Annotated in this window: 12 protein-coding genes and 1 pseudogene; 4 read left to right on the top strand and 9 right to left on the bottom strand. The window is 73.4% G+C overall.

The window, feature by feature from the left end:
* Positions 1-166 precede the first annotated feature (166 nt).
* The 3 genes from ACFWBD_RS21770 to ACFWBD_RS21780 all read left to right on the top strand — a co-directional run bounded on the left by ACFWBD_RS21770 (position 167) and on the right by ACFWBD_RS21780 (position 3,305).
* A complete protein-coding gene (locus tag ACFWBD_RS21770) occupies positions 167-676 on the top strand; it encodes an SRPBCC family protein (RefSeq protein ID WP_385669052.1) in 510 nt (169 codons plus the stop codon).
* Positions 669-2,300, top strand: a complete 1,632-nt coding sequence (locus ACFWBD_RS21775) for a phytoene desaturase family protein (protein ID WP_385669055.1) — start codon at positions 669-671, stop codon at positions 2,298-2,300. The genes ACFWBD_RS21770 and ACFWBD_RS21775 overlap by 8 nt, the downstream gene beginning before the upstream one ends.
* 105 nt (positions 2,301-2,405) lie before the next feature.
* Positions 2,406-3,305 (top strand): SDR family oxidoreductase, encoded by a 900-nt coding sequence (locus ACFWBD_RS21780; RefSeq protein WP_385669058.1) that lies wholly within the window; start codon positions 2,406-2,408, stop codon positions 3,303-3,305.
* Between the two features lie 10 nt (positions 3,306-3,315).
* On the opposite strand, the gene ACFWBD_RS21785 is transcribed toward ACFWBD_RS21780, so the two are convergent.
* From ACFWBD_RS21785 to ACFWBD_RS21810, 6 genes are all read right to left on the bottom strand, one after another.
* Positions 3,316-4,545: an aminotransferase class V-fold PLP-dependent enzyme gene (locus ACFWBD_RS21785; RefSeq protein WP_385669061.1), complete on the bottom strand. Its 1,230-nt coding sequence runs from the start codon at positions 4,543-4,545 to the stop codon at positions 3,316-3,318.
* A 158-nt stretch (positions 4,546-4,703) separates the two neighbouring features.
* Positions 4,704-4,943: a hypothetical protein gene (locus tag ACFWBD_RS21790; protein ID WP_385669064.1), complete on the bottom strand. Its 240-nt coding sequence runs from the start codon at positions 4,941-4,943 to the stop codon at positions 4,704-4,706.
* 223 nt (positions 4,944-5,166) lie between these two features.
* Positions 5,167-5,832 carry an alpha/beta fold hydrolase gene (locus tag ACFWBD_RS21795; RefSeq protein ID WP_385669212.1) on the bottom strand — a complete coding sequence of 222 codons (666 nt, stop codon included), beginning with the start codon at positions 5,830-5,832 and terminating at the stop codon, positions 5,167-5,169.
* A gap of 141 nt (positions 5,833-5,973) precedes the next feature.
* On the bottom strand, positions 5,974-6,825 hold the full coding sequence (locus tag ACFWBD_RS21800; protein ID WP_385669067.1) for a restriction endonuclease: 852 nt from the start codon (positions 6,823-6,825) through the stop codon (positions 5,974-5,976).
* A gap of 154 nt (positions 6,826-6,979) precedes the next feature.
* Positions 6,980-9,136 carry a SpoIIE family protein phosphatase gene (locus ACFWBD_RS21805; protein WP_385669070.1) on the bottom strand — a complete coding sequence of 719 codons (2,157 nt, stop codon included), beginning with the start codon at positions 9,134-9,136 and terminating at the stop codon, positions 6,980-6,982.
* Between the two features lie 325 nt (positions 9,137-9,461).
* A complete protein-coding gene (locus ACFWBD_RS21810; RefSeq protein ID WP_385669073.1) occupies positions 9,462-11,285 on the bottom strand; it encodes a glycoside hydrolase family 15 protein in 1,824 nt (607 codons plus the stop codon).
* Between the two features lie 92 nt (positions 11,286-11,377).
* Here ACFWBD_RS21810 and ACFWBD_RS21815 point away from each other — a divergent pair.
* Positions 11,378-11,551, top strand: a pseudogene (locus tag ACFWBD_RS21815) (alpha-N-arabinofuranosidase); the annotation flags it as partial.
* Between the two features lie 91 nt (positions 11,552-11,642).
* Here ACFWBD_RS21815 and ACFWBD_RS21820 read toward each other — a convergent pair.
* The 3 genes from ACFWBD_RS21820 to ACFWBD_RS21830 form a co-directional block, all read right to left on the bottom strand.
* Complete coding sequence (locus tag ACFWBD_RS21820; protein WP_385669215.1) at positions 11,643-12,689, bottom strand: PP2C family protein-serine/threonine phosphatase; 1,047 nt, start codon at positions 12,687-12,689, stop codon at positions 11,643-11,645.
* Positions 12,690-12,918: 229 nt separating this feature from the next.
* Complete coding sequence (locus tag ACFWBD_RS21825) at positions 12,919-13,677, bottom strand: IclR family transcriptional regulator (protein WP_385669076.1); 759 nt, start codon at positions 13,675-13,677, stop codon at positions 12,919-12,921.
* A gap of 51 nt (positions 13,678-13,728) precedes the next feature.
* Positions 13,729-14,997 carry an ROK family protein gene (locus ACFWBD_RS21830; protein WP_385669079.1) on the bottom strand — a complete coding sequence of 423 codons (1,269 nt, stop codon included), beginning with the start codon at positions 14,995-14,997 and terminating at the stop codon, positions 13,729-13,731.
* Between the last annotated feature and the right edge of the window lie 71 nt (positions 14,998-15,068).

Raw genomic sequence — 15,068 nt, forward strand, 5'->3', positions numbered from 1 at the left:
ACCGACTACCCGGCTGAGCCGAAGTTGATCTCATGTGCGGCATCCTTCCTGAAGGCACTGACAACGGGCGGGTTCATCGGCGCCGCGGCCCGAGCTCCCCGGCGGTTGACCTCCGGCGATACGGGCACTCGGCGAGCCTCGTGTCAGCGACTACGGGAGGTGCGCGGTGGCGGTACGGCATCGGCTGGTCAAAGCGAGTCCGCAGACGGTGTGGGACGTCCTCGCCGACGGTGACCGCTACGCGGAGTGGGTGGTGGGCACGTCGTCGACCCAGGAGATGACGGGCGAGTGGCCACACGTGGACGCGAAGATCGCCTACGCGGTCCGGGTGGGACCCGTCAGCCTGTCCAACGAGACGGTCGTACGGCGTTGCGAGGAACCGGACGTGCTGGAGCTGGAGGCACGGGCGGGCGTGCTCGGCACGGCGCGGATCGCGTTCGAGCTGCGGCCGTGGGGCCGCCACTGCCTGGTGATCCTGGACGAGCATCCGCTGCAGGGCGTCGGCGGGCTGCTGCACAACGCCGCCGTGGAGGTGGTGACCCAGATCCGCCACCGGGCCCTGCTCGGCCGGCTGGCGAAGGTGTGCGAGTCCGAGGCGCGCGGCGGACGGTCCGACGACCGCCGGAAGACGCCCGCGGCGGCGCGCCCGCACGCCGAGGGAGGCGCCGATGCCTGACGCGGTGGTGATCGGGGCCGGACCCAACGGGCTGGTGGCGGCGAACCTGCTGGCGGACGCGGGCTGGAGCGTGGAGGTCCTCGAGGAACAGCCCGAGCCCGGCGGCGCGGTACGGCACGACCGGTCGGTGGATCCCGACTTCGTGAGCGACCTCTTCAGCTCCTTCTACCCGCTGGCCGCCGCCTCGCCGGTCCTGTCCAGGATGCGGCTGCACGAACACGGTCTGCGCTGGAACCATGCACCCGGTGTCGTGGCCCACCCCCTCACCGACGGCGCCTGCGCGGTCCTCGACCGCAGGCTCGACGTCACCGCCCGCTCCCTCGACGCCTTCCACGCCGGGGACGGAGCCGCCTGGCGCCGCCTGCACGAGGTGTGGGAGCAGCTCCGCCCGGACATCCTCGACGCCTTGTTCACCCCGTTCCCGCCGGTGCGGGCCACGGCCCGGCTGGCGGCCAGGCTGCGTGCCGCCGGCGGCCTGCGACTGGCCAGGACGCTGGCCCTGCCGGTGCGGCGGCTGGGCGAGGAGGAGTTCGGGGGCGAGGGCGGCCGGCTGCTCCTGGCCGGCAACGCCCTGCACGCCGATCTCGCTCCGGAGGCCGCGGGCAGCGGCGGTTTCGGCTGGCTGATGGCCATGCTCGGCCAGTCCTACGGCTTTCCCGTGCCGGTCGGCGGCTCCGGCGCCCTCACCGAGGCCCTGGTCAGGCGGCTGCGCGCGCACGGCGGCGTACTGCGCTGCGGGCAGCGGGTCAGCCGGATCGTGGTCCGGGACGGGCGCGCGGTAGGGGTGCGCACCACCGACGGGGAGCAGGTCGCCGCAGACCGCGCGGTGCTGGCCGACGTCTCCGTCCCCGCGCTGTACGGCGCTTTGGTGGAGCCGGAGCATCTGCCGTCCCAGCTGCTGGCCGACCTTGAGCGTTTCCAGTGGGACTTCGCGACCTTCAAGGTCGACTGGGCGCTGAACGGGCCGGTGCCCTGGCAGGCCGAGGCGGCGCGTCGTGCCGGGACCGTGCATCTGGCCGACGGCCTGAATGAACTCACCCGGTTCGCCGCCCAGCTCGCCATGCGGCAGGTTCCCGACCGCCCCTTCGCGTTGTTCGGCCAGATGACGACCTCCGATGCCAGCCGCTCCCCCGCCGGGACCGAGTCGGCCTGGGCCTACACCCATGTGCCCCAGCTGGTGGAGGGCGACGCCGGCGACGAGGGGATCACCGGTGCCTGGGACGCGAGCGAGCAGGAACGGATGGCCGACCGGGTCGAACACCAGGTCGAACGATTCGCACCCGGCTTCCGGTCCCTGATCCGCGCCCGTCGTGTCCTCGCCCCGCCCACGCTCCAGTCCCTCGACGCCAACCTGCACGGCGGCGCGATCAACGGCGGTACGACCGCGCTGCACCAGCAGCTCCTGTTCCGGCCCCTGCCCGGCAGCGGGCGCCCGGAGACCCCGGTGCGCGGGCTGTTCCTGGCCTCCGCCGGCGCCCATCCCGGCGGTGGCGTCCACGGCGCGCCGGGCGCCAACGCCGCCCGGGCCGCGCTGCGCCGGCACCGTCCGCCCGGCGGGACGTTCGTACAGCGGGCGCTCGCCCGCCGGGACCGCACCGGCGCGAAGAACCCGCCTGCCGGCTGACCGGTGCCCTCCCGCCGAAGCACCGAGAAGCCGAGGAACCGAAGAGCCAAGGAGCCAAGAAGCCAAGAGGCCGGAAAGCCGAGAAACCGACGAACGGAGCACGCCGTGCATGACAGTCCCCTCGAAGACCGCACCGTCGTGGTCACGGGAGCCGCCCGCGGGGTGGGAGCGGCGCTGGCCCGGGAGTTCGCACGGCGCGGTGCGCGCCTGGCGCTGATCGGTCACGAGGGGGCGGCGCTGCGGTCCGAGGCCGCGTCGCTGCCCACTCCCGCGCTGGCCGTCGAGGCCGACGTCACCGATGGCGAGGCACTGGAGCGGGCCGCCGAGGTCGTCCGCTCACGGCTGGGGCCGCCCTCGGTCGTCGTCGCGAACGCGGGAATCGCGGAGGGCGGCCCGTTCGCCTCGGCGGACATGGCCTCCTGGCGGCGGGTGATCGACGTCAATGTCACGGGCAGCGCCCTGACGGCACGCGCCTTCCTGCCCGACCTGGTGGAGACGGCGGGCTACTACCTCCAGATCGCTTCGCTGGCCTCGATGGGGGCCGCACCCCTGATGAGCGCCTACTGCGCCTCGAAGGCCGGCGTGGAGGCCTTCGCGCACGCGCTGCGGGCCGAGACGGCCCACCACGGCGTGGCCGTCGGCATCGCCTATCTGAACTGGACCGACACGGACATGATCCGGGACGCCGACCGGCATGCGGTACTGCGGGAGCTGCGCGCCCATATGCCTGCGCCCGCCCGCCGCGTCTACCCGGCGGAGTTCGTGGCGACGCGCCTCGCCACGGCCGTGGAACGCCGGCGCACCGCCGTCTACGTCCCGGCCTCACTGCGCCTGGTCCAGGTGACGCGTGCCGCGCTGCCCGCCTTGGTCCTACGCCGGTCCCGCCGCGCGCTGCCCCGTCTGGAGGCCACGGAACCGTGGCGTCCCACCGGGCCGCTCGGCGCCGGCGGCCGGGCCGACCAAGCGGCGGTGGCACAGCGGCGTGGCACGCCGAACGAGCGGTGAGTGCCGGGGCCTACGCTTGCCTGGCCTCGCGGGCCCACTTCTCGACGACGGGCACACAGGTCTCGGCGAAGTACTCGTAGTCGTCGGGTGTGTTGTAGACATGGGCGGACAGCCGGAGGTAGCCGAGTCCGTCGAAGCTGGTGAAGGCGGCCTCCACGCCCAGTTCGGCGGTCGCACGGTCGCGCAGGGCGTCCGCCGCGACCCGGCTCGTGCCCAGGCCCTCGGGCAGCCGGACCAGCCGCATCCCCGGGACGGGCATCCCGACGTCGACGGAGCCGGCCGGGGTCCCGGTCCGGCCGAAGGCCTCCGTCACGACCCGGGCGCCATGGTCCGCCAGTTCGCCCATGTACCGGCGGGCCGTGTCCCAGCCCCAGGTGTCGTCGATGAAGTCCAGTGCGGCGGGCGCGGCCAGGAAGCCGGTGGCGTCGAGCGTGCCCTGGTGGTCGAAGCGGTCCGGGAAGGGTTCGGACGCACCCCAGGAGTCGATCAGCGGGTGAAGGTCCGCCCGCAGCGGACCGTGCGCGACGAGCGCCGCCGTGCCGCGCGGGGCACACCCCCATTTGTGGAGGTTGCCGACCCAGGCGTCGCAGACCAGGCCGTCCAGGGGCGCGGCCAGCAGACCGGGGGCGTGCGCGCCGTCCACGAGCAGGGTGATCCCGCGCCGCGCGGCCTCGGCCCCGACGCGTCCGACCGGCAGCAGCCGGGCCGTCGCGGAGGTGATCTGGTCCAGGACGATCAGGGCGACGCCCTCGTCCACCTGCGCCATCACCGCTCGGTAGGCCTGCTCGGCGTCGGCCGCCAGAGGCACCCGGGCCGTGCGTACACCGGTCCCCCAGCGGCGGGCCAGCCGCTCCGCGCCCATGGTGACGGCGCCGTAGCCGTGGTCGGTGACCACGATGTCCCCGCCGGGCCGGGCCGCCAGCGCGGCATAGACGGCACTGGCCCCGGCACTGGCGTTCGGCACAAGCGCCAGGTTCTTCGCGTCGGTCCGCAGCCGACCGGCCACGGCCGCGCGGGCGGCGGCGATCCGGCCGGGGAGCGACGGGAACCACGCGACCGGGGCGCGTTCCATCTCCGCCCGCAGCGCGTTCTGCCGCTCCTGCGCCACCCGTGGGACGGCGCCGAACGAGCCGTGGTTGAGATGCCGCAGGTCCGGGTCGAGCGTCCAGGCCTCCAGCGCGGGCCGCCCGTCGGGCAGCGTCAACGGTCGGGGCACTGTGACGACTTCGCCCTCGCTCACGGATCTCCTCGGGTCATCCCTGGTCGGGTGCCCTGCCGATGCCGGGCGGGCCCACGATACCCAGCGCGGGCGGGGACTCCGGACGCATGTCCTCGGGACCTCGGGACCCGAAGGACCTCGGGACCCGAAGGAGCTCAGGACGTCAGGACCTCAGGACGTCACGAGAAGAACGACCGCTGCGCGGGCAGGCCGGGGGTGAAGGAGGACGGGGCGCTCATGACCCGGTCCAGGTCTCGCTTGATGCGTTCGGCCTCGCCCTTCACCTGCGCGGGCACATCGCCGCGTTCGGTGATGAGGCGGTGGTAGATCGGGGTGTCGTCGAAGACGGGGATCACCGAGGGGGCTCTGCTTTCGTGGACGGTCGGGCAGGCCGACGCGGCAGGACTTGCTTCGGACACGGCCGACGATCCGACGGGTCGAACCGGCGCTTTTGTGACGCCTCCTGACGGTTCGGCAGCCGAACCGCCCGCGGTGACGTCATCGTATTGTCCCCGATGGCCCGGGTGCGGGTGACCATGGGGGCCCGCAAGCGGTCGCGGTGGACTGCGAAGAGACGCCCGGGACATGCCCCGGCCGCCCTCAAAGCGACCCGTTGCCGGACGGAGTCGCGTCCCCTCACTGTCACCACGGCAGGGGGCCGTCCGCCGCGCAGGCCTCGCCCGCGAGGCCTTCCATGACCCGCTCCGGTCGCAGGAGTTGGGCGACGATCGCGGCGGTGGCACGGTGCCAGTCGGCGCAGCGCCGGAGCATGGCGTGGTCACCGCGGCGGACGAGGACGAGGCCCGCCTGCGCCGCCGTTCGCCGGGCCCGCCGGACGTAGTCCGCGGACTCCCCCGGATCGGTCACCCGGTCACGGTCTCCGTGCAGCACGACGATCCGCTTCCCGCCGAGTTGGTCGACGGGTTCGCCGGGCGGGCACCACGGCGCCAGCGCGAGGACACCGTGCACCATGGGGTCGGCCGCCGCCCGTAGCGCCGCCCGGCCGCCCATCGAGTGCCCCACCAGGGTCACGGGCACCTCGCCGACCGTCCGGCGGAGTTCGTCGAGGGCCCGTGCGGTGTCGTGCACGGGGTCGGCGGTCGCGTTCCAGCCCCGGTAGCGGTAGCGCACCTCGCCGACCAGCACGTCCTGGCGGTCGGTCGCGGCCACGGCCGCCCGGAGGACGGGACGCATGCGCAGGGCGGCCAGGTGCCAGCCCCGCGACGCCTCCCGGCTGTGCTCCCGGCCGCCGTGCAGAACCACGACCGCGGCGCCCGGCGGGCCGGCCGGCCGGTGCCGCACCACCAACGCGGACGCGCTCCCCGCGGCGCCGCTTCCTCCTCCGCCCGCTTCCTCGACCGCTTCTCCGCCCGCTTCTCCGCCCGACTCCTCGCGCACTGCCCGCCACCTCTCTCGCCGTACACCCGGATCTTCCGGACGGTCACCGGATCAGCCCGCCACGAACTCCGGCTCCCACGGCCTCGGGCCCGTCGCGTCCTGCCAACGCCCGAGGTCCTCGCCGTCCACGCACACGATGCCGCATTGCTGCGCGTACTCGACGGCGGGAGCCGTGAAGTCGGCGGTGGTGACGACCGCCGCGACCTCGGCCCCGTGCACGGGGAAGCACGTCCCGCCGAAGCGCTGCATGTCCTGGGAACCGACGCGGTTGGTGTCGCCGTACCGCTTGCACTGGACGACGAGCACGCGTCCGTCCGGTGTCCTCCCCACGACATCGGCGCCCAGATCGCCGGCCCCGCCGACGACCTCCACCTCGGTGCAGCCGTCGCGTCGGCACAGCTCGGCTATCGCCTCCTCGAACTCGTAGGGGTCCAGCTCCTCGTATTCGATCTCCTCGGTGGCGGCCGGCACGTCGTCGAGCGAAGGGCCGGAGAGCTGGTCGAGGGAGTGACCGAGCGGGATCGTCGGTTCCACGTCGAGTCCCCCGCCGACGAACTCCGCCCGGGACACGGCCGGGCCCGAGGCGACGACCGGCGGCGCGGTGTCGAGGGCCTCGACCACCGTCTCCGTGGCCGCCTCCAGGGACTTCGCGGCGCGGCGCGCGAGCCTCCTCGCCGAGATTCCGCGCCGTCCGCGACGGCCGGCGACGACACTGGCGGCTCCGACGAGAACGAGCGCGACAGCCCAGCCGGGGCGGCTCTGTGCCGCGGCCGTGGCGGTACGGGCGACCGTGCCCAGCAGCGTCAGCAGGATGGCGAGCAGCACGAAGTACACGGCCGTGGAACGGAGTTCGAACCGCCGCGGACTACGCGCGGGCTGCGGAACGTGCGGGGGTACGGCCATGGCGGTGCTTCCTCCCGAGTACGTGAAACGAAGATCATCGAGCGTGTGCCCAGGTCCGGGAGGTTCTATCGGGAGGCGAGCGGTGGGGAGGAGTTCGTGCCCGAGGACCGAGGGCGATCACGCCCTGTTCTGCGCGCCGCTGCTGATGCCTGCCCTAGGAGAACGCCGGAAGGGAGAGTCCGGCGGAGTCGCTCAGTTCGGCCCAGACCGTCTTGCCGCGGCGGGCGTGGCGGGTTCCCCAGTGTTCGGCGAGCTGGGCGACCAGGAGCAGACCTCGGCCGCCTTCGTCGAAGACGCGGGCCCGGCGCAGGTGGGGGGTGGTGCTGCTGCCGTCGGAGACCTCGCAGAGGAGGGCGCGGTCGTGGATGAGACGCAGCCGGATGGGGGGTTGGCCGTAGCGGATCGCGTTGGTGACCAGCTCGCTGACGACCAGTTCGGCGGTGTAGTCGAGCTCCTCGAGGCCCCAGTCGCTCAGCTGCCGGGACACGTCCGAGCGGGCCCGGGCGACGGCGGCGGGTTCGGCGGCCAGGTCCCAGGTGGCGACCTGGTCCGCGCCCAGGGCGTGGGTGCGGGCCAGGAGCAGGGCGACGTCGTCGTCCGGCCGGGCCGGCAGCAGGGTCTCGATGACGTTGTCGCAGATCGCGTCCAGGGAGGCGGCCGGCTGGGCGAGCGCGTGGCGCAGCCGGGCGAGACCGGCGTCGACGTCGTGGTCGCGGGACTCGACCAGGCCGTCGGTGTAGAGGGCGAGCAGGCTGCCTTCGGGGAGCTCGGCCTCCGCCGCCTCGAACGGCAGGCCGCCCAGGCCGAGCGGCGGGCCGGGCGGCAGATCCAGGATCTCGGCCGTTCCGTCCGGGGTCACCAGGGCGGGCGGCACATGTCCCGCGCGGGCCACGGTGAAGCGCCGGGAGACGGGGTCGTAGACGGCGTACAGGCAGGTGGCGCCCATGTCCCCGGCGGTTTCGCCGTCCACGTCGGCAATGCCTTCGCCGTCCACGTCGTCGCAGGCTTCGCCGGACGGACGCAGGACGATGTCGTCGAGGTGCGTGAGGAGTTCGTCGGGCGGCAGGTCGATGTCGGCCAGGGTGCGGACGGCGGTCCGCAGGCGGCCCATGGTGGCGGCGGCGTGGATGCCGTGGCCGACGACATCGCCCACCACGAGGGCGACCCGGGCTCCGGACAGCGGGATGACGTCGTACCAGTCGCCGCCCACGCCGACCCGGTCGCCCGCGGGAAGGTAGCGGTAGGCGACCTCGACAGCGGACTGCAGCGGCGCGCCGCGTGGAAGCAGGCTGCGCTGGAGGGCGAGGGCGGTGGCGCGGGCGTAGCTGTAACGGCGGGCGTTGTCGACGGCCACGGCCGCCCGGGCGGCGATCTCCTGGGCGAGGAGCAGGTCCTCGTCGTCGTAGAGGACGGGGTTGCGGTGCCGGGAGAACCGGGCGACGCCGAGCGTGGCGCCGCGGGCGCGCAGCGGCACCACCAGGACGGAGTGGATGCGGGGGGCGTCGGCGTCGGCCGGGTCGCCGTGGTGCTTGGCGGGCTGTCCGGTGGCCAGGGCGCGAGCCTCGGGCGATCCGTCCGGGCAGATGTGGAGCCGCTGCGGTGCGGCGCCCGGTTCCGGATCGCCCTCGGCCACTGGTGCCCAAGCGGTCCGGCGGAGCAGGAGGGGGCCGTCGTCGGGGGATTCGTGGCCGTGCAGCGCGGCGTCGAGCAGGTCGACGGTGACGAGGTCGGCGAAGTGCTCGACGGCGTGGTCGGCCAGCTCCTGTGTGGTGCGGCCGATGTCCAGGGTGGTGCCGATGCGCACGCCCGCCTCGTTCACCATCGACAGCCGCCATTGCAGCCGGCGGTCCCGCTCCTCCTGGAACGCGACGACGCCCTGCTCCGAGGTGCGGTCCACGTACGCGGCCGACGTCTCGATCACCTGCCGGGTGGCCGCGCTGACCAGCTCGGCGTCTTCGGTGAACCGGGGCATCTCCGCGAGCAGCCGGTCGAGGACGATGGCCTGCGCCAGCCGGAAGGCCCGCAGCATCGTGCCGAGCGGGGTGCCGTGCCGGGCCAGCCGGCGCGCGCGCTCCACGTCGGCGGGCGGTGGTTCGATCAGGCTCGGCTCGATGGCGTGCTCGAGGCCGAACAGTCCGGCGGCGATGTGATCGGCGACGTTGTCCGACGCCATGCGCGCGATGTCGGGGTCGTCCCACAGCTCGGGAAGCTCTCGCCGCAGGCGGCGCTCCACCTCGGCGATCAGCTCGTCCGCTCGTGAACCGAGCTCGCGTACGACACGGGACACGAGACCGGCAGCCGTCAGGTCCACAAGGACGACGTTACGCCGTACGGGCGCGCAGGCCTCGTCGAAAGGCGTTCCGTCCGGGGGCGGCGACGCCTGCCGGACCCGGTCCGCCGAAGGATCGACGGGACCAGCCGGCCATGCCTCCCGTAGCGGTCGTTCCAGACGCTCACGCGGACGCGGGGCCCTCGCCTCCGCCCGGCCCGGAAGCCGTCGTCCGGGCCGGGAGGCTGTGTCCGGCCGCGCGGGTCAGTCGCCTGCGCCGGTCCGCCCGGCGCGTCGGCGCCCGCCTCCTCTTCAAGCTCGTCCAACCCGGAACCGACTGAGGAACTTTCCGTGAGCGCACGGCGGCTCAGCGCTGCGTGCGCGCCAGTTCCTCGTCGAGCGCGAGGGCGGACCCGATGAGAGCGAGGTGGGTGAACGCCTGCGGGAAGTTGCCGAGTTGTTCACCGGTGGGGCCGATCTCCTCGGCGAAGAGGCCGACATGGTTGGCGTAGGTGAGCATCTTGTCGAAGGCGTAGCGTGCCTGGTCGACGCGGCCCGCCCGGGCGAGGGCGTCGACGTACAGGAAGCTGCACAGGGAGAAGGTGCCCTCGCTGCCGAGCAGTCCGTCGGGCGAGGCGGCCGGGTCGTAGCGGTAGACGAGGCTGTCGGAGACGAGTTCCCGTTCCATGGCGTCGAGGGTGGACAGCCAGCGCGGGTCGCGCGGGGTGATGAAGCCGACCGCCGGCATCAGCAGGAGGGAGGCGTCCAGGACCTCGCTGCCGTAGTGCTGGACGAACGCTTCGCGCTGCCGGCTCCAGCCGCGTTCCATCACCTGGCGCAGGATGGCGTCACGGGCGGCGGTCCAGCCGGACAGGTCGGCGGGGCGGGCGAAGTCCCTGGCGAGGCGGATGCCGCGGTCGAAGGCCGTCCAGCACATCAGGCGGCTGTAGGTGAAGTCCTGCCGGCCGCCCCGGGTCTCCCAGATGCCCTCGTCGGGGCGGTCCCAGTTCTCCGTGAGCCAGTCCAGCAGCTTGGCCAGGCCCAGCCATCCGTCGTAGCCCGCGCCGTGGACGAGGTCGTCGGTGCGGGTGAGGGCGTGCACCGCCTCGCCGTAGATGTCGAGCTGGAGCTGGCCGGCGGCGCCGTTGCCGACGCGGACGGGGGCCGAACCGCGGTAGCCCTCCAGGTGGTCGAGGGTCTCCTCGTCGAGGTGGGGGTCGCCGTCGATCCGGTACATGATCTGGAGGGGTTCGCCGGTGACCGTGCGGCCGTCCCGCACGCGCTCCCCGAGCCAGTGCCGGAAGGCGAGGGCCTCGTCGGTGAAGCCCAGGCCGAGCAGTGCCTGCATCGAGAGCGAGGCGTCACGCACCCAGGTGTAGCGGTAGTCCCAGTTGCGTTCGCCGCCGGGCTGTTCGGGCAGGCCGGCCGTCGCCGCCGCGACGGGGGCGCCGGTGGGGGCGTAGGTGAGCAGCTTCAGCGTGATAGCGGACCGGTTGACCGTGTCCTGCCAGCGGCCCCGGTAGCGGCTGCGGCGGAGCCAGCGGTACCAGAAGCCCCGGGTTCCGTCGAAGTCCGCGCGCAGGCTCTCGGCGGTCGGCGGGGCGGGCGGCTCGGCTCCCGTCGCGCACACGGTCAGGACCACGGCGGCCCGCTCACCGTGGCCCAGCTCGACGGCGCCCCGGACGTCCTCGCCGTCCCGTTGCAGCGTCACCGGCCCCGCGCTCCGCAGGAACGCGTCGGTGCCCGGGCCCGAGAAGTGCGCGATGCCCGGGTGCAGGTCGAGGCGGTGGACGGCGCGGCCGTAGTCGAAGCGCGGGCGGCAGGCCAGCGCGAAGCGGACCCGGCCGCGGGTCACCCGCATGACCCGGACCAGCCGGTGCCGGTCCGTCGCGGTCTCCGGACGCTCGACCGGCATGAAGTCGACGACCTCGCCGACCCCGCCGGGGGTGAGGAAACGGGTGATCAGGACGGCGGTGTCGGCCAGGTACAGCTGGCGGGTGGTGACGTCAGCCCCGTCGACCGTGACGGCGAAGTGACCGCCCCGCTCGTGGTCCAGCAGCGCGGCGAAGAGGCTGGGCGAGTCGAAGCGGGGGGCGCAGAACCAGTCGACCACTCCGTCGGACGAGATGAGGGCGGCCGTCTGGAGGTCTCCGACCAGCCCGTGGTCCGCGATGGGGGGATAACGGCGCATGGTGATCCTCTCGGCCTGCTCCGAGTTCCGGCCGGACCGCGTCCGCCACCACAAGGATCACGCCGCCCGCGTGCCCCGGCACGTCGGATCCCCCCGGCGGGAGCGAGGACCGGATCGTCTACCACGCCAACGACTCCACGGGCGGTGGTTGCGACATGCACCGGACGACGAGGGCGCGGAAGTTCACCTGGAACGCCGACGGCACGCGGAACCTCGGCACGCCGGTGGCCCTCGGCGTCACGCTGACCGCCCCGTCGGGCGAGTAGCCGGACCCGTCGTCTGCGGGGCATCGCGTCGATGCCCCGCAGGACGCGTGTCGTCGGCCGTCGGCGCAGTGGGCGGGAAGCGACACGGTGTTCACGCCGCCTGGTCTCCCAACAGCTTTTCGGGCAGGGCCGGTTGGGGAATCGTGGCGGCGGAGACGGCGGGCTTGCGGATCAGGAGCAGCGCCGCGTCGTCGTGCAGTCGTCCCCCGACGTGCGCCAGCAGTTCGTCGTGGATCGCGCCGACCGTGAGCGCCGGATCGTCGCAGAGGTGGCGCTCGAGGCCCTCGACGAGCGGGTAGAACTCCCGGTCTCGGTCCCGGGCCTCGATGACCCCGTCCGTGTAGAGCAGCAGTTGGTCACCGTCGGCGAAGGGCAGCACCTGAAGGCTCGGGCTCTGGTCGGTGAGGGCGCGCAGTCCGAGGGGCGGGGCGGGCTGCGTGGGCTCCACCGCCACGACGCTTCGGGAGGCGCCCACCAGCAGCGGTGACGCGTGTCCGCAGTTCACCACCTCCAGCTGGCCGGATCGCGGGTATCCGGCGACCACGGCGGTCACGAAGTCGTCGGTACCGAGGTTGCGTGCGAGGCTCCGCTCGATCCTGTCGACGACGGCGAGGAGATCGGGTTCGTCGTAGGCGGCCTCCCGGAAGACACCGAGGACGAGTGCGGCGGTCCCCACGGCGGGCAGTCCCTTGCCCCGTACATCGCCGACTATCAGCCGTACGCCGTACGGGGTGGGCACCAGCGCGTAGAGATCGCCGCCGATCCGGGCCTCCGCGGCAGCGGCGCTGTAACGGACGGCGACCTCGAACGGACCGACGGTCGCCGCCACCGGCCTGAGCAGCGCGTGCTGGGCGGCCTCCGCGACCGACCGGACGTCCGCGAGCACCCGCTCACGGCGCCCGCGCAGCGCGCTGGCCAGGCCGCTCGCCAGGGTGACGGCGACCAGGGCGGCCAGTACGGCGGCCACCTCGCGGCCGGGGGCACCGGCCCTGGCGCCGAGCGTCGCGCCGACCACCGCGGCGAGGAGGCCGACGCACAGGACACCGCGCGGGCCGTTGGTCGTGGCGGCCAGCGCGGGCCCCGCCGACAGCAGGGGCAGCCAGATCATCCCCGCGTCACCGAAGAGGCCGACGAGCATGATGGCCAGGAGGATCAGGACCGGCAGCAGAGGCCCTGCCACCCGGTGTCGGAACGATTTCAACAGCCGTGTCGGGCAGTGATCGCCGCCGTGGTTGCGCGCATGACTCATGCTCTGTCCGCAGTCCTCACCTGTGCGTGCGCCGGGGCACTTCGGAAATGTCCGTTTCCTCTAGGAAACGGGTTCGACCCGACTCGTCACAAGGATCAGATTTTCAGATAGTGAACGATCACATGGTGAGCGAAAGACCCCTGGTCACGCGGCTCGCGGTCGGGAGCAGCCGGGCCCGCACCTGTTCGAGCCGCGGCAGCCGGTCGACCGGCAGCGAGACGCCGAGCGAGCCCAGGGTGTCGCCGCTGTACACGGGCACCGCGACGCAGACCGTGCCGAGTGCGTACTCCTCCAGGTCCGTGACGGCCGGGGCCACGGGCGAGGAGTCCAGTTGCCGCAGCAGTTCGGGGGCGCTGGTGATGGTCCTGGGCGTGAGATCGGCGAGGTGGTGGCGGGAGAGGTACTCCTTGCGGGCCTCCTCGTCCAGTTCCCGCAGCACCGACTTGCCGAGCGCGGTGGCGTGTCCCGCGTCCTCGAACCCGACCCACAGGTCCACGCGGGGCGCCCGGGGGCCGTCCACGATCTCGGCGACCCGGATCTCCCCCTCCTCGTAGAAGGTGAGGTAGGCGGCGGTGGCGAACTCGTCCCGCAGGGCGGCGAGGGCGGGCCGGACCCGGCTGAGCAGCGCCTGCCCGCGGCCCGCGGTGTGCAGCGTCTGGAGCCGGTCCCCCAGGATGAACCCGCCGTCCGGGAGTTTGCGCAGGTAACCGTCGTTCACGAGGGTCCGCAGCAGGTGGTAGGCGGTGGCCAGGGGCAGCTCCGTCTCGCGCGCCAGTTGTTTCGCCGGCGCGCCGTTCTCGTGTGCGCTCGCCGCCTCCAGCAAGCGGAAGGCCCGCTGCACGGAGGTGATGAGCGTGGGGCCGTCCCGCACACCCATAGGACCAGCCTGCGCCCGCCACCCGGCCCCGGCAAGGCGCGCGGGGCCCGGCTAGCGCATCCCGCCGGGGGCCCCGGCCGTGCCCAGCAGGGCCGACAGCTGCGGGGAGTACGTGGCGTGCAGGACGAGGGCCGCGCTGCCCACCACCGCCGCGTCCGTGCCGAGCCAGGACGCCTCCACCTCGACGACCCGGATGTGGCGGGACAACGGCCGGCTGGCCAGCGCGGCGGCGACGACCTCGACGTACCGCGACTCGAGGTGCTGGATGCCGTGGCCGCCGAGGACGATCAGGTCCACGTCTATGAAGTTGGCGATGTCGACCGCGACCGAGGCCACATGTTCCGCCGTCTCGTCGATGACCGCCGCCGCGACCGGGTCGCCGGCCGCCGCGGCCACCCCGATGGCGGCGTGGTCGACCGCTTCGGGATGTTCGGCGAACAGCTTCGCCAGCGCACTGTCCGGACGGGGTCCCGCGGCGAGCCTGCGGTGCACCTCGGCGACGATCGCCGTGGGGTTCACGAGCCGTTCCAGGCAGCCCCGGTTGCCGCAGTAGCACTCCGGGCCGTCCGGCAGCACGGAGGAGTGCCCGAACTCGCCCGCGTTGAGTGAACCGCCCCGGTACACCTGGTGGTTGAGGATGAGGCCGCCGCCGATGCCGGTGCCGAAGAAGAAGTAGGCGAAGTCCGCGACGCCCTTGCCCTTGCCCGACCAGCGTTCGCCGACCGCGGCGGCGGTGGCGTCGTTGTCGAGGGTCACCGGCAGGCCGGTCGCCTCGCTCAGCATGCGCTGCACCGGCACGCGCGTCCAGCGGGCGAGCTGGGGAGCGCCGACGATCGCGCCCGCCTCGAGGTCGATCGGCCCGGGGGTGGCGAGGCCCAGCCCGAGGACCTTGTCGCGGGCGACGCCCGTCTCGGCCAGCACGTCGGCGACCAGGTCCGCCATGTCCTTGACGACCTGGGCAGGGTCGGTGCCGGGGTCGGTGGGGCGTTTCTTGACGACCAGCGGCCGGCCGAGCAGGTCGACCACGGTGCAGCTGAGCTCCACGGGATCGAAGTGGAGGCCGACCGCGTTGCCCGCCTCGGCGTTGATCCGCAGGGTGGTGCGGGGCTTCCCGCCGCTGGACACCCTGCTCGCGCCGTCCTCCCGCACAATGCCCTCGTCGAGCAGACGCCGCACGATGCCCGAGACCGTCTGCGGGGTGAGCCCCGTGTGCTGGGCGATCTCGACCCGGCTGATGCCGTCGGCGAGCTGGACCTGGTCCAGGACGACGGCCCGGTTGTATCGCCCGACCTTGGGAAGGTTCGTTCCTGCCTGCCGCACGCACGGTCCTCTCTCGTTTCCCCCTACAACCTATCTCCCGCAGCCCATTGACTTAGTAAAACAAATGGATT

Origin of the sequence: Streptomyces sp. NPDC060002 (genome assembly GCF_042737245.1) — a bacterium.
GTDB lineage: Bacteria > Actinomycetota > Actinomycetes > Streptomycetales > Streptomycetaceae > Streptomyces.